We start from the raw sequence: 21,580 nt of genomic DNA, 5'->3' as shown, positions 1-21,580 counted from the left end.
TCCAACCAGAAATGAGCAGGTTTGCCTTTTGGTGAAGGTCTCCCGACTGAATGCCTGTAACACGGATGCAACATACAGCTAAATGATTATTTTAAGGGGGAAAAGAACAATTGACTAAGTATATTTTTGTAACTGGTGGAGTAGTATCATCTCTAGGAAAAGGGATTACGGCAGCTTCTTTGGGACGATTGCTGAAAAACAGGGGATTGAACGTTACAATCCAAAAATTTGATCCATATATTAACGTGGATCCAGGGACAATGAGCCCTTACCAGCACGGTGAGGTTTTCGTTACGGATGATGGCGCTGAAACGGATTTGGACCTTGGCCACTATGAGCGATTCATCGACATCAACCTTAGCAAATACAGCAATGTGACTTCCGGAAGAGTATACTCGACAGTCCTTCGCAAAGAACGCCGTGGAGATTACCTGGGAGGCACAGTCCAGGTTATTCCACATATCACAAACGAAATCAAAGAACGTGTATTCCGTGCCGGCAAAGAAACAAATGCAGATGTAGTCATCACAGAAATCGGCGGCACAGTGGGCGATATCGAATCTCTTCCTTTCCTTGAAGCGATTCGCCAAATTAAGAGCGACATCGGCTCGGACAATGTCCTTTATTTGCATTGTACATTGGTTCCATACATTAAAGCCGCTGGTGAAATGAAGACAAAGCCTACACAGCACAGTGTAAAAGAACTAAGAAGTCTTGGCATACAGCCAAATGTCATCGTAGTACGTACAGAAATGCCTATTTCACAAGATATGAAGGATAAAATCGCCTTATTCTGCGATATCGATCCAAATGCAGTTATCGAATGCCAAGATGCCGATACGCTATACTCTGTGCCATTGGCTCTTCAAGAACAGCATCTTGACCAAATCGTTTGCGACCATTTGAAATTGACTTGCGGACAAGCGGATATGGATGAATGGAAAGAGCTTGTTACAAAAGTATTGAATCTATCCAAGAAAACCCGCATTGCGTTAGTTGGTAAATATGTGGAGTTGCAGGATGCTTATATTTCAGTTGTAGAAGCATTAAAGCATGCCGGTTATGCTTTCGATGCCGATATCGATATCGATTGGATCAATGCCGAGGAAGTGAGCGATGACAATGTAGCCGAATTATTGGGCAATGCAGATGGAATCCTTGTTCCAGGCGGATTCGGAGATCGCGGCGTTGAAGGTAAAATCGCTGCCATTAAATATGCACGTGAAAACAAGAAACCATTCTTGGGCATCTGCCTTGGTATGCAATTGGCATCTATCGAATTTGCACGCAATGTCCTTGGCTTGGATGGGGCCCATTCTTCAGAATTGGATCCGAATACGCCGCACCCAATCATAGATCTTCTTCCTGAACAAAAGGATGTTGAAGATTTGGGCGGTACGTTGCGCCTTGGATTATATCCATGTAAATTGGCAGACGGTTCAAAAGCCAAAGACGCTTACAATGATGAAGTGGTATATGAACGCCATCGCCACCGTTATGAGTTCAATAACCATTACCGCCAAGAGATGGAAGCGAAAGGTTTCGTCTTCTCAGGTACAAGTGTGGACGGCCGTTTGGTAGAAATAATTGAATTGCAGGATCATCCTTGGTTTGTAGCTTCCCAATTCCATCCTGAGTTCATTTCCAGACCGACAAGACCGCAACCATTGTTCCGTGATTTTGTTGAATCGACCATTAAAAATCAAGCTTAAGATCCTTGAGGGATTTTAAAAGGCCGGTTTCTCCATTAGAGGGGAAATCGGCCTATTTGTATTTCTTTCTGTAATAGGCATAGGGGAGCCTGCACAACTATAGAATGACATTTCGAGTATTTGTACCCAAATGTTCGACAATTTGTCAAAAATGGTAGGAGTGCATTGGAAAGCATGATATTATCAAATTATATGGAAGAAGTTTCTATTCATCCTTATATTCCTCAAGCAGTTCTAGCAGTGTGAATTGAATGCCATGAAGAATGTAAAGAGCTGTCAATAGGTGCGGGAATCCTATGCGGCCGCCTGTTTCCGAAGGGACAAGCCCTCTTTTGACATGCATGTCGATATGAACATCAGCTAATTGATTGAGTCCTTCTTCTTCATCGGTAATAGACGACATAGCAACAAAAGGGATATTCCGTTCGTATAGGGTGTGGGCCAGTGCATTGGCATCCTTGTCTGTATGGTTGCGAGTGGCAATCAATACACGATCTGCAGATGTCACTTCATCGATATCATTGAAGGGCAGGCAGGCAGGAAGGGAATCAATTCCCTCAGAAACTTGTGCGATTAGGCCCTGCAACTCACTGAATCCAGCTATGTATATATGACCGTCTCCGACTGCCGCTTGTGCAAGTAATCTCGCACTATCCTCAAACGCAAACTCGTCTTCGTTAATGGTTTTAAATATACCGCTTAATTGGGTAGAAAAAATCTTAAGCATAGTCTATCTCCTTTATGACGTGAACTATGTGCATTATATAGGATTCTGGCGGCATAAGCGAATCATTGCTATAATACCATGGCGAATCGCAGGAAGCAGATGCGGAGCTGTTCATAGTCTTGGGGGAGTCGAATAAGGAAAAAATCGCGACCGAATAAAAAGGGGTGGAAAAATGGCTGAGAAAATTCTTATTGTGGATGATCAGTATGGGATTCGAGTTTTATTGAATGAGGTGTTTCAAAAAGAAGGCTATCAAACGTACCAGGCAGCTAACGGTGTGCAAGCATTGGAGATTGTCGAAAAGGATGCGCCGGATCTGGTTCTTTTGGATATGAAAATTCCCGGGATGGACGGCATTGAAATCCTGAAACGGATGAAAGCGAAGGATCAGGGAATCGCTGTTATTATCATGACAGCATATGGGGAGTTGGATATGATTCAAAAAGCAAAGGATTTAGGGGCGATTACCCATTTTGCAAAACCGTTCGATATTGATGATATCCGGCAGGCAGTCAAAACCTATCTTCCCTTAGAAGCGTTGTAAAACCCTTGCGGAAAAGGGTTACAAAACTTAATATTCTATTAATTGACAAAGATTTGATATAAAATTTTAACAATTTTTACCCATGCAATGCATCTTGTTGAGAAATCGTAAAACTATTGGTATGCTTAACATTGGATTTTAAATTGTTTTCTGTCTGCCTATTTTTTTTCGTATAGTTTACATACCCTTTAGGGAAATCTTCTATTAGGGAACTCTGCGAAAAAAAGCAGTGTGAACAGTTATAACATAAGGAGGAAATAAAATGCCTTTAGTTTCAATGACTGAAATGTTAAACACAGCATTAAAAGAAAAATACGCAGTTGGTCAATTCAACATCAACAACCTTGAGTGGACTCAAGCAATCCTTGCTGCTGCTGAAGAAGAAAAATCTCCTGTCATCCTAGGTGTTTCTGAAGGTGCTGCACGTCACATGGGCGGCTTCAAAACTGTAGTAATGATGGTTAAAGGTCTATTAGAAGATATGAAGATCACTGTTCCTGTGGCAATCCACTTGGACCACGGTTCTTCTTTCGAAAAATGTAAAGAAGCAATCGATGCAGGTTTCACATCTGTAATGATCGATGCATCTCACCACCCATTTGAAGAGAACGTTGAAACAACTAAAAAAGTTGTAGACTACGCTCATTCAAAAGGTGTTTCTGTTGAAGCAGAGCTTGGAACTGTAGGCGGACAAGAAGACGACGTTATCGCTGAGGGCGTTATCTACGCTGATCCAAAAGAATGTAAGCACCTAGTTGACGAAACTGGCATCGATTGCCTGGCTCCAGCTCTAGGTTCTGTACACGGCCCTTACAAAGGTGAACCAAACCTTGGATTCAAGGAAATGGAAGAGATCAAAGATCTTACTAATATGCCTCTAGTACTACACGGCGGAACTGGTATCCCAGAAGCGGATATCAAAAAATCCATCTCTCTTGGAACTTCTAAAATCAACGTTAATACTGAAAACCAAATTGCTTTCGCTAAAAAGGTTCGTGAAGTATTGGCTGCAGATGCTGAAGCTTATGATCCACGTAAATTCATCGGACCAGGACGCGACGCAATCAAAGCGACTGTTGTCGGCAAAATCCGTGAATTCGGTTCAAACAACAAAGCATAATGATCGAAAAAACCGAAAGGCATGCTCTTTGCCTCTCGGTTTTTTTTAGTAGGATAATCCTTTGCCACAGTTGAAAAACTGTGGTATTTTTTTCATCATCCCCCTCGAGGTCTTAAGTCATGCCACTGTCTAAGGCGATGAGCCATTTCCTCTGGGAGAATTAAAAGGTTGCCTGATAATGTTATGGTTTCTTTTCAGGGGAAAGATGCATTCGGAAGTCTAAAACTGCTATAATGGAATTGTTTACCGTTGAAGACGTGAATTGGCCATGGGAAGTGACAAAAAACCTGTGGCTTCTTTTGTTTTTTTGGGGGCATTACATGACATTTTGTGTTTTTGTGTAAACTATTGTATATATAGAATGAAAGAGAATAGGCTGTTTTATTGGTATAAATTGGTTATAATATTTTGTAAGGCCAGAAGGTATCTGCTAGGTGTAGAAGGGAGTTAAATATGGATAAGCTTAAAATTGCTGGTGGCTATCCTTTGTCGGGGACAATTAGAGTGAGTGGTGCAAAAAACAGTGCAGTTGCACTGATTCCTGCAACTATTTTGGCGGATTCGCCTGTTACAATAGAAGGATTGCCGGATATATCTGATGTTGGCTTGCTTCAAGGGCTACTAGAAGAAATAGGTGGAACAATTCATTCCAACGATGAGGAATTGACAGTAGATCCTAGTAAAATGGTGTCGATGCCGCTGCCGAATGGAAGAGTGAAGAAGCTGCGTGCATCCTATTATTTGATGGGAGCTATGCTCGGGCGCTTTAAAAAAGCAGTTATCGGCCTTCCTGGAGGCTGTTATTTGGGGCCAAGGCCCATTGACCAACATATTAAGGGATTCGAAGCGTTAGGCGCGCAAGTAACCAATGAACAGGGCGCAATCTATCTCCGTGCCGATGAGCTGCGCGGTGCACGAATATATTTGGATGTTGTATCAGTCGGGGCGACGATCAATATTATGCTTGCGGCAGTACGCGCCAAAGGGCAAACCATCATTGAAAATGCGGCAAAGGAACCTGAAATCATTGATGTTGCCACATTACTGACTAATATGGGCGCCAAGATTAAAGGTGCGGGAACGGATGTAATCCGTATCGATGGCGTAGAAAAGCTAAGCGGGTGCCGCCACACGATTATCCCTGACCGGATAGAGGCGGGTACATTTATTATCCTCGCTGCTGCTGTAGGTGAAGGCGTCCTAATTGATAACGTCATTCCGCAGCATCTGGAATCGCTTATTGCGAAGTTGCGCGAGATGGGTGTCAATGTGGAAACAAGAGATGACCAAATTTTTGTTTCGCCGGGTGAAAAACTGAAGGCGGTCGATATAAAAACATTGGTTTATCCAGGGTTTGCGACCGACCTTCAACAACCCTTCACTTCCTTCCTGACAAAGGCAACAGGCTCCAGTGTTGTGACAGATACAATTTATGGAGCGCGCTTTAAACATATAGACGAATTAAGAAGAATGAATGCCAACATAAAAGTGGAGGGGCGTTCGGCAATTATTACCGGCCCTGTACAAATGCAGGGAGCAAAGGTGAAAGCGACCGACCTTCGTGCAGGCGCTGCACTTGTTGTAGCGGGGCTGATGGCTGAAGGTATTACCGAAATCACCGGTGTGGACCATATTGACAGGGGATATAGCAATCTTGTTGAAAAATTAAGCGGTCTTGGGGCTACTATTTGGCGCGAAAAATTGACCGCTGATGAAGTGGAACAATTGAAAAATTAAATAAAATTAAGCATATTCTGCAAATTATCCTCTAATGTGTTATTATATATGTATAATTGTGATATACTTTATGACTCATTGGAGGGGAATGACAAGTGGAAAGAAGTTTATCTATGGAACTTGTTCGTGTCACAGAGGCGGCAGCATTGGCTTCTGCGCGTTGGATGGGAAGAGGAAAAAAAGCGGAAGCGGATGATGCGGCCACTACAGCTATGAGAAACGTCTTCGATACCATTCCGATGAAGGGAACTGTTGTAATCGGCGAAGGAGAAATGGATGAGGCTCCTATGCTCTATATAGACGAAAAGCTTGGTACAGGATATGGCCCGCGGGTCGATGTGGCTGTCGATCCTTTGGAAGGAACCAATATAGTCGCATCAGGAGGCTGGAATGCCTTAGCTGTGTTGGCGGTGGCAGACCACGGGAATCTTTTGCATGCGCCTGATATGTATATGGATAAAATCGCTGTGGGTCCAGAAGCGGTCGGCAAAATTGATATTGAGGCACCGATCATGGACAATATCAGAGCGGTTGCCAAAGCAAAAAATAAAGATATCGAGGATATTGTTGCCACGATCTTGAACCGTCCGCGCCACGATGAAATTATCCATACTTTAAGAGAAGCCGGAGTACGGATTAAGCTAATCAATGACGGAGACGTGGCCGGGGCCATCAATACAGCTTTCGACCAAACAGGAGTCGACATTCTGCTTGGATCCGGAGGCGCTCCAGAGGGTGTTATTGCTGCGGTTGCCCTAAAATGCCTTGGAGGGGAACTGCAAGGGAAACTGCTTCCTCAAAATGATGCTGAATTAGATAGATGTACCCGTATGGGGCTGGATTGCAAAAAAATCCTGTTGATGGAAGATTTAGTAAAGGGCGATGATGCCATTTTTGCAGCTACAGGCGTCACAGACGGAGAATTGCTGCGGGGCGTCCAATACAAAGCGAACTATGGAGAGACACAATCCATTGTTATGCGCGCAAAATCTGGCACTGTCCGTTTCGTGGACGGCAGACACAGCCTGAAGAAAAAACCAAACTTGGTTATCGCTCCTTAACGAATAAAGAAGATTGGGAAATGGGCAGTTATGGCTGCCCTTTTTTTGTGCCAACATTTCTTTGGAGTTCGCCATGAGATTCATCTATGGGGAGTAATTGAAAGGAAAGAGAAGTATATGTCTAAAAAATAGATATTTTTTGAATATTTTTAAGTAAAATGGACGAAGTTGAAGATGTATGGTATAAGTAATGAGTAAGAACGAACCATTTTTACTGGAAATGGGTTTAAGTTGAACTTGTTCCATGTAAGAAGTAGAATACAGATATGTGGCTGGAGCAATCTTTGGCCATATCTGCAAAAAATCCTTCAGATCTTCAATTTTATTGGCGATTTCCTTCATTTACTTCTTCATTAATAAAGCTATTATCTATCTTTCCATTATCAGTCATAGCTGAATGTATAAGAAATGCCAATTATGATTGCTACTAATACAAAGTGTGGTGTGCATATGAATTTAACCATTTCTCATCTTGAACACATGAAGCTGAAAGAGCTTTATGAGTTAGCAAAAGAATTTAAAGTGTCTTATTACAGCAAATTAACCAAGAAAGAATTAATCTTCGCCATTTTGAAAGCGAGAGCGGAGCAAGATGGTTTTCTATTTATGGAAGGTGTTCTAGAAATCATCCCTTCTGAAGGTTTCGGATTCCTTCGCCCGATCAACTATTCACCTAGTTCTGAAGATATATATATATCTGCATCGCAAATCCGCCGTTTTGACTTAAGGAACGGGGATAAAGTATCAGGTAAGGTAAGGCCTCCGAAAGAAAACGAACGATATTACGGACTTCTCCACGTAGAAGCAGTTAATGGCGATGACCCTGAAACAGCAAAAGAAAGAGTCCATTTCCCAGGTTTGACTCCTCTTTACCCTAACCGCCATATGAACCTTGAGACAACACAACGCAATCTTTCCACCCGTATCATGGATATCTTGGCTCCAGTCGGTTTCGGACAGCGCGGTTTAATCGTTGCCCCTCCAAAAGCAGGGAAGACGATGCTTATTAAGGAAATCGCCAATGCGATTACAACCAACCACCCGGAAGCTGAATTGATTGTCCTGCTGATTGATGAAAGACCGGAAGAGGTGACTGATATTGAACGGTCAGTTGCCGGTGACGTAGTCAGCTCCACATTTGATGAACTTCCTGAAAACCATATTAAAGTGACTGAATTGGTCATTGAACGGGCGATGCGCTTGGTGGAGCATAAACGCGATGTCATTATCCTGATGGATAGCATAACCCGTTTGGCAAGGGCTTATAACTTGTACATTCCCCCTAGTGGACGTACGTTATCGGGCGGTATTGACCCCGCTGCATTCCATCGCCCTAAGCGTTTCTTCGGAGCGGCAAGGAATATTGAAGAAGGCGGCAGCTTAACCATCCTTGCAACGGCTCTGATCGATACAGGTTCACGCATGGATGACGTCATCTATGAAGAATTCAAGGGAACAGGGAATATGGAGCTGCATCTTGACCGTGCCCTTGCGGAAAGACGAATTTTTCCGGCAATCGATATCCGCCGTTCCGGTACGCGGAAGGAAGAACTGCTTATTCCGAAGGATCGTTTGGACAAGCTGTGGGCTATCCGTAAAACCATGTCGGATACACCTGATTTCACTGAGAAATTCCTTCGTAAGCTTCGCCAAACGAAGAATAATGAAGAATTTTATAATATGCTGGAAACAGAAATCCGCAATGCAGGTTCACGGCGCAGCAAATCTGAATAACCTATCTTGCTTTTGTAAAAAATAGGGATAAAACCATTTCGATAAGTTGCATTTATAAGTTGGACTTGTTATAATAAAAACATTGTTGATCTAAATGATCAACGAGAGGGTGGAAGATCTTTCACCTTCAATATAACTCTGACTCAGGAAATGAATCAGGGCGGAAGGAGCTGAAAAGAATGAAAGCAGGAATTCATCCTAATTACAAAACAATCACAGTTAAATGTGCTTGCGGTAATGAATTTGAAACTGGTTCAGTAAAAGATGAGGTGCGCGTTGAAACGTGCTCTGAATGTCATCCATTCTATACTGGCCGTCAAAAATTTGCTGAAGCTGGTGGCCGTGTTGACCGCTTCAACAAAAAATATGGTATCAAAACTAAACAACAATAATTTCATTATTGGTTTAAAAGACAGGCAAGTTCTTTTCTTGCCTGTTTTTTTTCTGAAATATCCTGTCGATAAACGGGTTATGTGCCTTTTCGGAGCTATAAAAAGCGTTTTTTATAGCTCCGAAAAGGCATATCTTATGTCTTTCGTGCTTTTTTCAAGAGAAGGCGGCTGTATAATATTTCTAAAGATATACAGGGAAGAATGAGAAGTCATCACGAACAATATAGGTTAAACTAGAGTATATGATGTTCTTGAAGAAGCACTACCTATGTCAGTAGGCTTTAACATAGGAAGGAGAGAGGTAAAAGGTGTACGAAAAAAAGCAAGCAGGGTGGATGGAATTAATTTGCGGCAGCATGTTCTCCGGTAAATCGGAAGAATTGATCAAAAGGGTGCAGCGGACTCAATTTGCCCGCCAAAAAGCGATTGTATTCAAGCCGGGAATTGATGACCGCTATGCGGAAGAGGCTGTAGTTTCCCATAATGGTACATCTGTTATAGCTAAGCCAATTCATAAATCGGCTGATATTTTTCTTCATATAGATAATGATTTAGATGTAGTGGCCATCGATGAGGTACAATTTTTCGATGAAAATATTATAGAGGTGGCGCAATCATTGGCCGATAGAGGAATCAGGGTCATCATGGCAGGTCTTGACCAGGATTTTCGCGGGGAGCCATTCGGTCCTGTACCGTATTTAATGTCTCTTTCAGAATCTGTTACTAAATTGCAGGCTGTCTGCTCGGTATGCGGGCGTGCTGCAAGCAGGACTCAGCGGTTAATAGACGGCAAGCCGGCAAACTATCATGATCCGATCATTATGGTAGGCGCTTCGGAAGCTTACGAGCCCCGTTGCCGCCACCACCATGAGGTTCCCGGCAATGATTTTCAAGATAATAATAATTTTATCGGAAATATAGCAGATATTGCGATTAATAAGTAAAATGGATAAGGGAAGATGATAACTTGGCTTATAAAGTTATCATCTTTTTAAATTCGAATAAAGGAAAGAGGATGTTGAGTCTGTTAAGTTGATTTACGAAAGGATATATTGATTTAGAAAATTATAATAAATTAGCAGGGAGACTATTTATTATATATAAATTCATTTTTCGGGTACTGGTGTATATGGTACAATGTTGATTGTGGTTTAGGTGTTTATAGCTTGGAAATGGAAGATAAAATAAATTACAACCCGAGGTTTTAAGGGATTGGATAAGGAGATACAGAGGGAACATATGAATATAGTAGATAAATATACCAGCGATAGTTCTAGTAGATGGCAATTGTTCGGTTTTGTAGGGGTACTTGTTTTACTTGTAGTTGCGCTATTGGCGCCTTCAATAATAACTTCAGCATTATTTTTAGGGATACTTTTTCTCTATTCTGTTATTTTTCCGGCAAAAGCCCTTTCGTTCTTAATAATATATTTTCCTGCTAGACCATTTTTTATAGAAACTAATACCCATCTAAAAGTGATGGCAGAAGTCATTATCTTTGCTTGCTTAGTGAATATATTAGTACAGAATTTAAGAAATGTAAAAAGTCTATTCAGTTTTTACTGGTTTGAGATCGCTTACCTTGCTTTTTGTGCAATTGGAGCTATATCAGCTTTTTTAAACGATGTGGATCCAGTTGCGATAGTCACACAGTTACGTGCCTTCATCCTGACTTATTTAGTATTCTACATTACAAAGAGAATTATTCTGAATAAGAGGGATATCAAATGGTATCTATGGATTACTTTAATTGTTGCATTCGTGTTATCAATACTAGGGATTGTGGAAAAAATATCTGATAAGACTTGGCTGTTCCCTGTTGCTTGGGAAGGATTCGCAATTTCTCCGACAAATGGAGATAGGGTTTATGGACTGACAAAGAATCCTAATGTTCTTGCATCCTTCTTGGCCATTTCTTTCTTTACATCATTTTATTTAAAGGGTATTTTACCCGATTGGAGAAAATATGCTGTTTGGGCAGCGATGATTGTCATCGGTACAACGGCTGTTTTAACTTACTCACGAGGAACCATTCTTTCGTTTGCGGGCGCGTTTGTTATTTATGTTGTTTGGAAAAGAGAGTGGCTCAAAACCGTCAGCATTATTTGTACTTTGGCAGTTGCTGCTCTGTTGGCCTTAGGGGTAGTTGAGCCTGTAACAAAAGCGATGGATGTCAGATCGACTGCTACTGTGCTGCCGCCAGGTGAAATGCCTGAGGCGCCAGGTGAAGAGGATGAAGGTAGTTCGAATGCTCAGCTTGATCGTATTAGAGATTCTGTTTCTGAATCTACCTTAGGCCAAAGCATGGCTGGTGGCCGTTTATGGGTTGTGAAAAAAGGGTTTGAAGTATATAAGGATTACCCGATTTATGGTTCGGGATTTGCGACATTCGGGGATTCTGCATCTCTTGGCTACGGATCTCCTATCTATGAGAAATATGACATGCGTCCAGGCATATACAGCGATAATCAATATATCCAAGTCATCGCCCAAACGGGTACACTTGGAGTGATCGCATTTGCTTGCTTCTTGATCGGACTGTTTATTTTCTTGGTCAAGAATCGAGATATCCAAGGATACAGCTTTGTTCTTCTATTATTTGTAGCTGTTGTGGCAAGTTCCCTTCTCTATAATACGTGGGAAGATAAAACGGTAACTTTCTTCTTATTTGGAATGATGGGTGTTTTCCTTTCTCTGAATAAACAAAGCCAAGGATATGTATTTAGTGAAAGACGCACCATGATTTCCTAAGTATATTTATTCATTTGTTATCAAGAAGGTGGCTCTGTCCGTATTATGTTCGATAAGGATAGAGCCATATATTATACGAATTAAGATATAGTAAAAAATGAGGTGGAAAAAGTGATTGACCGATTGCAAGCAGTTGAAGATCGCTATGATCAATTGAACGAATTATTAAGTGATCCTGAAATAGTGAACGATCCAAAAAAACTTCGTGACTATTCGAAAGAACAGGCGGGAATTCAGGATACGGTCGAAGCATACCGCCAATATAAAGATATTCGCGAACAGTATCAGGACGCCAAAGCTATGCTTGAAGAAAAACTCGATGCGGATATGAAGGAAATGGTGAAGGAAGAAGTAAGCGAATTGGAAGGTACGCTTGAGCAGCTTGAAGAAAAACTGAAAATTCTTCTGATCCCGAAAGACCCTAACGATGATAAGAACGTAATCATGGAAATCAGGGGAGCGGCAGGCGGAGATGAAGCAGCTCTGTTTGCAGGAAGCCTGTATCGCATGTACAGCCGTTACGCAGAAATGCAGGGCTGGAAAACGGAAGTCATTGAATCCAATCCTACGGGACTTGGCGGCTATAAGGAAATCATTTTTATGATTAATGGACAAGGCGCGTATTCGAAGCTGAAATTCGAAAATGGAGCCCATCGTGTACAGCGTGTCCCTGAAACGGAGTCGGGCGGGCGCATCCATACGTCCACAGCTACTGTTGCGGTCCTTCCGGAAGCGGAAGAAGTAGAAATTGAAATCCATGAGAAAGATATCCGGGTAGACACGTTTGCTTCTTCAGGCCCTGGCGGACAAAGTGTCAATACAACCATGTCAGCTGTCCGATTGACGCATATACCGACACAGACGGTTGTTTCTTGCCAGGATGAAAAGTCTCAAATCAAAAATAAAGAAAAAGCGATGAAAGTTCTGCGTGCCCGTGTGTATGATAAATTCCAACGAGAGGTTCAGGCTGAATATGACCAAAACCGTAAGTTGGCTGTTGGTACAGGTGACCGCTCTGAACGGATCCGTACGTATAATTTCCCGCAAAACCGTGTTACTGACCATCGTATCGGCTTGACGATCCAAAAGCTGGATCAAGTGATGGAAGGCAAACTCGATGAAGTAATCGATGCACTCATTATTGAAGACCAAGCGAGTAAGCTGGAAAGCGGTGAATGAGCGTGAGTATGAAATTATTTGAAGCCCTGCAGTGGGCTTCTTCTTTTTTAAATGAACACGGCAGGGATGAAAATGCTGGTGAACTTCTACTTCGCCATTACCTGAAATGTTCAAGGTCCCAATTATTCGCCAATATGCAAGACCTTTTGGAGGAAAATGTATTAGAGGACTTTCGTGAAGGTGTCCTACAACATGCAGAAGGAGTTCCTGTCCAACATTTGATCGGCCATGAGGAGTTTTATGGGCGGCCGTTCAAAGTGAATGGCCACGTATTGATTCCCCGCCCTGAAACGGAGGAATTGGTGTATCATGCACTAAGAAAAATACCAAAGCTGTTTTCTTCGGAAAAAGGGCTTTCCCTTGCTGATATCGGAACGGGCAGCGGCGCCATCGCTATTACAATGAAGCTGGAAATGCCGGACTTGAAAGTGACTGCTACTGATTTGATGAAAGGTGCGCTTGGAGTGGCAGAACAGAATGCCCAATCATTAGAGGCCAATATTGAATTTGTCCAAGGCGACGCTCTGCTTCCGTTTGTTGAAAATAGATCTACGTTTGATATTGTCTTATCCAATCCTCCGTATATTCCGTTAGGGGATGCTGTGGACATGTCCGAAGTGGTGACAGAGCATGAACCGCATACGGCCCTTTTCGCCGGAGAGGATGGGATGGATCTGTACAAGCAGCTGGCGGTGCAGCTTCCACTAGTGCTGAACGAAACATTTTTGATCGGTTTTGAGGTGGGGGCAGGACAAGCGGAGAAGGTTGCTGCTTTGCTTCGGGAAACATTGCCGGAAGCCCGAGTATCAATTGAATATGATATCAACGGTAAAGACCGGATGGTATTTGCGGAAAAACCTGCTGATTGATAGCGGGTTTTTTTGTTTGAAATAAAGACATTCGCTATTGTGTATAGATCTGAAAGTTGTTACTTTTTAGAGTAGGGGAGGGATGGACTTGAAGGATTATTGGAAGCTTGCTTTATTTTTAGCCCTTTGGGCAGGTTTTTTCGTTGAACACTGGCATGCTGGCTCTGTGGCTTATTTTATTTTTATATGCGCGGTTTCCATTTTGCTCTATTACTTAATGTATCCGACGAAAAATAATCAGGGTTTCCAGTATGCCCATTTAGTGCTTTTGACGGTTCTTTATATCATTATGCCGAGCCATTATCTCTTATTATTGATGCTCTTAGTCCATTTGTCAGCGACTCGTTATCTTTCCCTTCGGCCCTTTTTGGTGCAAACTATTGTGTTTGGGGCAACTGCGAGTGTTTTGCAAATCCTCTACTCTCCGTTGTCTGTGTCCTGGCTTATACTGGTCATATGGCTTTTGTATTCAGTCTATCAATATAAGGCGATGGCATATAACTATGAGGAGAAGAATAGGTTGTATGATGGATTGCTTGAGGAATACCGGAAGATAAAACGAAGCTCATTTCAAACGGAAAAAATGGTCCGGCTCGAAGAAAGAACGAAAATTGCCCGTGAAATCCATGATTCTGTCGGCCATAAGTTAACTTCCTTGATCATGATGCTGAAAATCAAGGAAATGAAGGGTCAAGTTGCGATGCCGGAATTGGTGCAATTGGCAGATGAAGCTCTTCAGGAAACGAGGCAAGCTGTCAGGGCGTTGACGTCTGAGGAAGTGCAGGGCATCCATTCAGTCCTGCATTTGGTCAGAAAATTAGAGGCGGAAAGCCATATATCCATTTCATTCAGTACCGAGAAAGGCATATTGTCCGCACAGTTGAGTAATGAACAAAACAGCGCTCTGTATCGAATGCTGCAGGAAGGGCTGACAAACGCTATGAAGTACGGAGATTCCCGTGAAGTACAGGTAAAGTTAAGCAAAACAGCAAACGGGGATGTTGAATTTGTCGTTACCAATAAATCAACCGAGTATAAGCCGATCCAGTATGGATTTGGCCTGAGGGGAATGAAGGAGCGGATAAAAGAATTGGGAGGTCGGCTTCATGTGTATCAAGAAGGCGGACAATTTATCGTAAGAGGAATATTTCCGGTGCATAGGAGTGAGTAATATGTGGAGAATCATGGTCGTTGAGGATCAAAATATTGTAAGGGAAGGCATCAAGATGATGGTAGAGCAGCATCCCGGAATGAAGGTTACTTCTTTGGCATCCAATGGTAAAGAAGCTCTCGAACAATTGTCTTCCCATGGGATTGATTTAATTATAATGGACGTCAGAATGCCGGTTATGGACGGGATTGAAGCGGTGAAGACCATTCGCCGGGAAGGATATCGAGTTAAAATTCTTATGCTGACTACTTTTAATGATGATGAGTATACTTTAAAGGCGTTACAGGAGGGGGCTAATGGCTTTTTGTTGAAAACAGCCGACTCGGATAAATTGCTCTCGGCAGTGGAAAGCTGTCTGAAAGGCGGACTTCCTCTTCATGAGGACGTATCGGCGCGTGTAATCCCGAGGCTTTTGGAAATGCCCCATACTGAACCGGAAGTGTCTCCTTTATTGACTCCGAGAGAAGTGGATATAATCCGCTGTGTCGGAAGTGGAAAGACAAATAAGGAAATTTCCACAGAGCTGCATTTGTCTATCGGTACCGTGAAGAACCATATAACCGTCATCCTGCACAAACTGGATTTGCGGGATCGTACACAGCTAGCCATATACGCTGTCCGCAATCATATCTCTTAACATGACCGCCAACCAAAGGCGGTTTTTTTGCGCCTGTCTTAAGCTTGTCGGGGTTAACCAGGCGCTTTCCGCTTTATATGCAATCCAGCTCTGGCGTTCAGTGACTAGCAAACTTCCCCTGTTTCTCTACGATAAGTCAACATCGGCTCGCCTGCTCACCGTGTTTCCTTTATCTCAAGAAAAAGGGTCCAGTTTGTACGTCGCTAATCGAACGCCTCCGCTTTATATGTAATCCAGCTACAAGCGCCAACCCCTCGAGGTCTTAAGCCAAGCCCCTGTCAAAGACGAAAACCGGTCTTTGTCAGGTGCCTGTCTTAAGCTTGTCGGGGTTAATCGGGCGCTTTCCGCTTTATATGCAATCCAGCTCTGGCGTTCAGCGACTAGCAAACTTCCCCTGTTTCTCTACGATAAGTCAACATCGGCTCGCCTGCTCACCGTGTTTCCTTTATCTCAAGAAAAAGGGTCCAGTTTGTACGTCACTAATCGAACGCCTCCGCTTTATATGTAATCCAGCTACAAGCGCCAACCCCTCGAGGTCTTAAGCCAAGCCCCTGTCAAAGACGAAAACCGGTCTTTGTCAGGTGCCTGTCTTAAGCTTGTCGGGGTTAATCGGGCGCTTTCCGCTTTATATGTGACCTGGGTCATATTTTTGTCATGTTTAAGTGACTGAGGGCAGTTAATCATAGTCAGATAAATCTTATAATAAAAGTAGAGTGAAAATTGAAATCCAGAGAGGATGTTATATTTGCTTGAAGTGATTGATTTGACGAAGAGGTTTAAGGATAAAAGTGTTGTTAAGCATATGAATATATATTTGGACCGTGGTGAAACGGTTGGATTGCTCGGGCCGAACGGCGCGGGGAAAAGTACGGCGATTTCCATGATTTCATCGCTGTTGCTGCCGACCTCCGGAGATGTATTGCTGGATGGGAATAGCATTGTCAAAGATCCGGCGGATTTGAGGAATATATTGGGTGTCGTGCCCCAGGAGATTGCCTTATATGAGGAATTATCCGCAGAGGAAAACTTGGTTTTCTTTGCGCGCATCCATCGTTTGAAGGGAGCTGAGCTGCGAAGGCGCGTAGAGGAAGTTTTGAAGGTGATCGGTTTAGAGGATCGGAGCAAAGATATCGTTAAAACCTTTTCTGGAGGAATGAAACGCCGCCTTAACATCGGTGTTGCGCTTCTTCATAATCCAGAATTCATCATCATGGATGAGCCGACGGTCGGCATTGATCCGCAATCCCGCAATTATATTTTGGAATCGGTCAAAAAGCTGAATAAAGAACAGAATATGACGGTTCTTTATACATCGCATTATATGGAAGAGGTGGAATTCCTCTGTGACCGAATTTATATCATGGACCATGGTGAAATTATCGCTTCCGGTACGACGGATGAATTGAAAAAAATGCTTTCCTCTGAAAATACAATTGTAGCAAAATTTGAGAAGCAATCGCCTCAGTTGGAAGAAGAATTAAGGAATCGTAAAGAAATTAGCTCTGTGTCCATTCAGGATCATACCATGACTATTATTGCTCCGAAGAATGTCAATCTATTTTCGTTACTGATTTCCTTATCTGAAAAATGGTTTGTCCCTATTACAAGCATAGAACAGAAAAATCCGACGCTGGAAGATGTATTCCTTCATTTGACCGGCCGGGTCCTTCGGGATTAGGGGTGATGTGATGTTTGCCCAATTAATCAAAAAAAATATGAACGTTTTGCTTCGGAATAAACATGAATTGATTATATTGCTGGTGATGCCGATTGCGCTGATCAGTATTTTGGGTGTTGCGCTTGGAGGCTTGATGAATTCAGGGGCAAGTGCAATCAAGGCGAAGGTGTATGTCGTGGAGCATGCATCTGAACAACAAGAACTACAAACATTTATGAAGGAGGTCCAAGCCTCTCCTACTATACCGGAGCAGGGGAAGAAACAGCTGATTGCCGCTGCTAAACAGACGTTGCCTATCTCCACATTAAAGGATAAGGTGCTTGGGAATAAGGAGAGCGAGAAGAACATCGAGCTTCATGCCGTAGGGCCGAATAAGTTGTCAGATGCTAAAAAGCAGAAAGATACGTCTGCAATCATTGAAGTTCCGGAAGGTTTTACGTATTCATTCCTGCAGCATTATTTACTTGGGGAAGGAAAACCGCCTTCCTTGACATTGATCAAAAATGAAAATGAACAAATAACAGCAGGCATTGTGGATAAAATACTTCAGGATTTCAAACAGGAGTATGCATACGCTTCGTTCCTGCAAGTCCATCAAATGCCTCTTGATACAGTAGGGAAGCAAGGTGCTGTCCATATCGAAAAGAAAACAGTGCATGGAATGAAAACAATAGACTCATCGACTTATTATACGATTGGCATGAGTACGATGTTTGTATTATATGTCGCTTCGACACTGGCTTCCTTTGCCTTGCTTGAAAAGGAAAAGCATATCTATCAGAGAATCCGGTTGGCTGCGGTTTCTCCATGGGCCTATTTAGGCAGTGTCATGGCATCTTGCAGTATTATCGGTTTTGTTCAATTGGTGATCTTATTTACGTTTGCTCATTTCTGTTTTGGTGTGCAAATGGCAAGTGTTTTTGATTTTATCCTTGTTTCCCTGCTTCTTAGCATGGCGGTTGGAGGGCTGTCAGCACTGCTTGCGTCCTTAAGCTATCGGGAAAGAACAGAGTCGTTTGCTGATTCGTTTTCTAGTGTAGTGGTGGCAGTCCTTGCTTTTTTTGGGGGGAGCTTTGTGCCGATAGACAGTTTCCCGGATTGGATGCAAAAGATTGGGGAACTATCCTTGAATGGAGCAGGCCTTAAAGCCTATATGAAGATTGCTCAGGGTTACGATTTATCTGCAATGGGGACCTATATAGCCACATTAATTGCCTATGCTGTCATCCTGCTAACGGCGGCAGTCATGATTTTTCCAAGAAAGGAGGCGAAGTAACCGATGCTGGCTGTATTGAGGGTGAAATTCCGATTGCTGAAGCGCAAACCATGGTCATTTATCACAATGACAGTCATTTTATTGGCGTTTTCGTATGTGATGGGCATGAACTATGGAGGGAAGATTGAAGTACCGGTATTCAGCGAATTAACGAAACAGCAATTAAAACCGATCGTGCAAAAATTGAATGCATCCAATACATTTCATTTTAGTCCAGAGGATAAGGAAGATGCCTTAGAAGCTGTCAATGATAGTAAAAGTGAAATGGCTGTGGAACTGAAATCGAAGGGCGCTACCATTTTTATCATAGCGGAAGGGGAAAATTTTTCCCTGCTAAACTATGAATTGAATAAGGGCTACCAGGATCTTGGACGCACGGATGCCATTATGGAACAAGTACAAACAAAGACGCCGGAAGAAGCGGCTGAATTGAAAAAAGACTTATCCAAACTGGAAGATCAAACGCCATTTGAGGTGGAGAAGAAAGGGTTTATGGCCAAGGATGCCTTCCGTGATGATTCTGGTTTACAAGCCCTTTTTGGATTTGGATTATTCTTCGTCATTTTTACGATATCCTTTAATGTTGTGACCATTCTGACCGAAAAACAAAATGGCATATGGAATCGGCTGCTTCTGTCTCCGTTGAGGAAATGGCAATTGTATGCCGGAAATTTGGCCTACAGTTTCATAACAGGCTATATTCAAATGGCGCTTGTTTTTTGCATATTCCGTTTTGTGCTGCAGTACCAATTCTATGGAGCCTTCGGAAAAACGCTGATCATCCTGATTCCGTATACGTTCTGCATTATTGCTATTGCGCTATTAATTGCTGCGCTTGTAAAGAACTTACAGCAATTCAGGGCAGTTGTTCCTTTTTTGGCTGTATCAATGGCCATGCTCGGAGGAGCTTATTGGCCGCTAGAAATTGTTACCTCCAAAACGATTCTTCTTTTATCTAAAATAGTGCCGATCACTTATGGAATGCAGGCTCTCAAGGGAGCTACCATCTATGGGCAAAGCTGGTCTGCTTTGCTGTATCCAATGGGCATCCTCTTTCTGATGGGAGCGGTACTATTGGGCATTGGCATAAAAGTAATCGACCGGAAATAATAGAATAGGCTCCCCTTTGAAAAATATCTATTTTGCTAGTTTAAGATAGATGGATTTTGGCCAGAATGAGTGCTACAAGGGGGAGTGAATCAAATGAAAAAAACCAATTTTGCAGGATTATATGTTGTCATGTTGTGCTTGGGAACCATCCTGAGCTTTTATATACCAAAGGCTGAAAATGCTCAAGCAGCGGAGGAAGCAGTCATTATCCCGAAGGAAGCGATCAGGCTCCGGATACTGGCAAACAGTGATACAGAGAAAGACCAAGATTTGAAGCGGGCGATCCGTGATGAAGTGAATGCGAATATTACTACCTGGGTGAAAGATCTGACTTCGATCGATAAAGCGCGAAGTATCATCAAAAGTCATGTGCCGGATATACAGAATATAGCAAAGCAACATGTAGCGAAGGCCGGCTCCAACCAGTCTGTGAAGGTGGAATTCGGTAAGGCGAAATTCCCTACAAAACTATACGGGCAATTCTTATATCCGGCTGGAGAATATGAGGCTATTGTCATTACTCTCGGAGCAGGGGAAGGGGCAAACTGGTGGTGTGTCTTGTTTCCTCCTTTATGTTTCCTTGATTTTTCAAATGGGACAGCGGTCAGTGCCCAAGCGATGGATGAAGAGGAAAAGCAAGATGAAGAGATGTCTATGGATGAAGCTGGCGGGACCGATGAGAAACATGTTTCACTCGAGGAGGAATTGGAGGAGAATAAGGGTCTTTCCAAAGAAAATAAGGATGATTCAAAACACCAAACAAAGAAAGAGGATGAAGCTAAACCGCCTTTATATACGGAACGGGATGAAGAATCAGTTAAAATCGAAAAACGCTGGTTCTTTGCGGATCTTATGAAAGATTTATTTGAATAATCAACCCGCTGATTCAGTTGATAAGTTACACTTAAAGGGAGCCTTTAGTCCGAAAGGCTCCTTTTATAATGGAGGTGAAGTTGGCTATGAATATGTATTATAAAACGGCATTGGCGGGCGAAGAGATAGAGCGGGTCCTCTCATTGGCATGCCTTTGCGAAAAAGAAGACTCCATATCGTTGATAGAGTCGTTGAATGTGCCTATGATGAGAAATCCAGAGATAGGTAAAGGCTACTATGTGTGGTGCGAAGATGGGGGGAATCTTATTGGTTTTTTGGGTGCATACAGCATGATAGATAATGGAGAGGTAGAATTGGCGGGCATGGTACTGCCTTCAGCACGGCGGCGGGGAATCATGTCAGAGATGCTGTCTATTCTGCAAAAAGAAGCAAATGTGAAGACATATAAAAAATTGCTAGTAGTGGACCAAAAATCTGTATCCGGAATAGCGTTTGCCAATCAGCTTGGGTCTAACCTGCTATTCTCCGAATATGGCTTAAGTGCCGTGCTTGACCGCTTTGAGGCTATTGAAAAAAATAAGGTAGCTATAAAAGAAGCTGCAGATTCAGATATTGAATCCATAAGCCGAGTTTTGCAAAGAAGCTTTGGGGACTCAGAAGAAGAGGTATCAGCTTTACTGGCGCGCAATGTTCACTCTGGTGAACATCAACTCTACGCCATCGTCTATGAAAATAAAATAATTGGTACGATTACAGCGAGTCAAGAAGAAGACTCTGTTTATCTATCTGCTTTTGCAATCGATCCGGATGAACAGGGGAAAGGCTATGGGAGGGCGTCATTGGAACGAATATTAGGTAAGTTGGGTGCCGAAGGGATTGCAAAGGTGAAAATGGATGTAGAAACTGATAATCAAAATGCTCTATCTCTCTATTTATCGGTAGGATTTCAACAGAACAATGTGATTGCGTATTATCTTGTCTGATCGTCTGCCGAGAGTATGTGAATAAGTATGTGGATATCTTTTTATGAAATCTTTTACTTCCTATT

General features: G+C 42.6%; 19 protein-coding genes. 18 read left to right on the top strand and 1 reads right to left on the bottom strand.

What is annotated here, in order from left to right; all coding sequences use genetic code 11:
* Positions 1-110 precede the first annotated feature (110 nt).
* Complete coding sequence (gene pyrG / locus ABC357_RS19365) at positions 111-1,712, top strand: CTP synthase (RefSeq protein WP_412889240.1); 1,602 nt, start codon at positions 111-113, stop codon at positions 1,710-1,712.
* 205 nt (positions 1,713-1,917) lie between these two features.
* Here pyrG and ABC357_RS19360 read toward each other — a convergent pair whose 3' ends face one another.
* Entirely contained in the window at positions 1,918-2,439 is a 522-nt protein-coding gene (locus tag ABC357_RS19360; RefSeq protein ID WP_412889239.1) for a DUF2529 family protein, read from the bottom strand.
* Positions 2,440-2,611: 172 nt separating this feature from the next.
* Between ABC357_RS19360 and ABC357_RS19355 the strand changes: the two genes are divergently transcribed.
* From ABC357_RS19355 to ABC357_RS19275, 17 genes are all read left to right on the top strand, one after another.
* A complete protein-coding gene (locus ABC357_RS19355; protein ID WP_412889238.1) occupies positions 2,612-2,983 on the top strand; it encodes a response regulator in 372 nt (123 codons plus the stop codon).
* A gap of 262 nt (positions 2,984-3,245) precedes the next feature.
* Positions 3,246-4,103, top strand: a complete 858-nt coding sequence (locus ABC357_RS19350; protein WP_412889237.1) for a class II fructose-bisphosphate aldolase — start codon at positions 3,246-3,248, stop codon at positions 4,101-4,103.
* Between the two features lie 453 nt (positions 4,104-4,556).
* A complete protein-coding gene (gene murA, locus ABC357_RS19345; RefSeq protein ID WP_412889236.1) occupies positions 4,557-5,840 on the top strand; it encodes a UDP-N-acetylglucosamine 1-carboxyvinyltransferase in 1,284 nt (427 codons plus the stop codon).
* Between the two features lie 95 nt (positions 5,841-5,935).
* Positions 5,936-6,901: a class II fructose-bisphosphatase gene (gene glpX, locus ABC357_RS19340; protein ID WP_412889235.1), complete on the top strand. Its 966-nt coding sequence runs from the start codon at positions 5,936-5,938 to the stop codon at positions 6,899-6,901.
* Positions 6,902-7,351: 450 nt separating this feature from the next.
* Complete coding sequence (gene rho / locus ABC357_RS19335; RefSeq protein WP_412889234.1) at positions 7,352-8,635, top strand: transcription termination factor Rho; 1,284 nt, start codon at positions 7,352-7,354, stop codon at positions 8,633-8,635.
* A 179-nt stretch (positions 8,636-8,814) separates the two neighbouring features.
* The gene (rpmE, locus tag ABC357_RS19330) at positions 8,815-9,027 is read left to right on the top strand and encodes a 50S ribosomal protein L31 (protein WP_412889233.1); all 213 of its coding nucleotides are present in this window, start codon (positions 8,815-8,817) and stop codon (positions 9,025-9,027) included.
* A gap of 308 nt (positions 9,028-9,335) precedes the next feature.
* Positions 9,336-9,971 carry a thymidine kinase gene (locus ABC357_RS19325; protein ID WP_412889232.1) on the top strand — a complete coding sequence of 212 codons (636 nt, stop codon included), beginning with the start codon at positions 9,336-9,338 and terminating at the stop codon, positions 9,969-9,971.
* 295 nt (positions 9,972-10,266) lie between these two features.
* Positions 10,267-11,778 (top strand): O-antigen ligase family protein, encoded by a 1,512-nt coding sequence (locus tag ABC357_RS19320; RefSeq protein WP_412889231.1) that lies wholly within the window; start codon positions 10,267-10,269, stop codon positions 11,776-11,778.
* A 111-nt stretch (positions 11,779-11,889) separates the two neighbouring features.
* Entirely contained in the window at positions 11,890-12,957 is a 1,068-nt protein-coding gene (gene prfA, locus ABC357_RS19315) for a peptide chain release factor 1 (protein WP_412889230.1), read from the top strand.
* Positions 12,954-13,826 carry a peptide chain release factor N(5)-glutamine methyltransferase gene (prmC, locus tag ABC357_RS19310; protein WP_412889229.1) on the top strand — a complete coding sequence of 291 codons (873 nt, stop codon included), beginning with the start codon at positions 12,954-12,956 and terminating at the stop codon, positions 13,824-13,826. The genes prfA and prmC overlap by 4 nt, the downstream gene beginning before the upstream one ends.
* A gap of 88 nt (positions 13,827-13,914) precedes the next feature.
* Positions 13,915-14,997, top strand: a complete 1,083-nt coding sequence (locus ABC357_RS19305; RefSeq protein WP_412889228.1) for a sensor histidine kinase — start codon at positions 13,915-13,917, stop codon at positions 14,995-14,997.
* Between the two features lies 1 nt (position 14,998).
* Entirely contained in the window at positions 14,999-15,634 is a 636-nt protein-coding gene (locus ABC357_RS19300; RefSeq protein ID WP_412889227.1) for a response regulator transcription factor, read from the top strand.
* A gap of 745 nt (positions 15,635-16,379) precedes the next feature.
* Positions 16,380-17,312, top strand: coding sequence for an ABC transporter ATP-binding protein (locus ABC357_RS19295; protein ID WP_412889226.1), 933 nt, complete (start codon positions 16,380-16,382; stop codon positions 17,310-17,312).
* Positions 17,313-17,322: 10 nt separating this feature from the next.
* A complete protein-coding gene (locus tag ABC357_RS19290; protein WP_412889225.1) occupies positions 17,323-18,588 on the top strand; it encodes an ABC transporter permease in 1,266 nt (421 codons plus the stop codon).
* A 3-nt stretch (positions 18,589-18,591) separates the two neighbouring features.
* Positions 18,592-19,698 (top strand): ABC transporter permease, encoded by a 1,107-nt coding sequence (locus ABC357_RS19285; protein ID WP_412889224.1) that lies wholly within the window; start codon positions 18,592-18,594, stop codon positions 19,696-19,698.
* A 93-nt stretch (positions 19,699-19,791) separates the two neighbouring features.
* The gene (gene spoIIR, locus ABC357_RS19280) at positions 19,792-20,571 is read left to right on the top strand and encodes a stage II sporulation protein R (RefSeq protein WP_412889223.1); all 780 of its coding nucleotides are present in this window, start codon (positions 19,792-19,794) and stop codon (positions 20,569-20,571) included.
* A gap of 86 nt (positions 20,572-20,657) precedes the next feature.
* Positions 20,658-21,515, top strand: coding sequence for a GNAT family N-acetyltransferase (locus tag ABC357_RS19275; protein ID WP_412889222.1), 858 nt, complete (start codon positions 20,658-20,660; stop codon positions 21,513-21,515).
* Positions 21,516-21,580 lie beyond the last annotated feature (65 nt).

This window comes from Bacillus kalamii (assembly GCF_047238185.1).
GTDB lineage: Bacteria > Bacillota > Bacilli > Bacillales > DSM-1321 > Bacillus_AD.
This window is presented reverse-complemented; position numbering and strand designations above follow the sequence as displayed.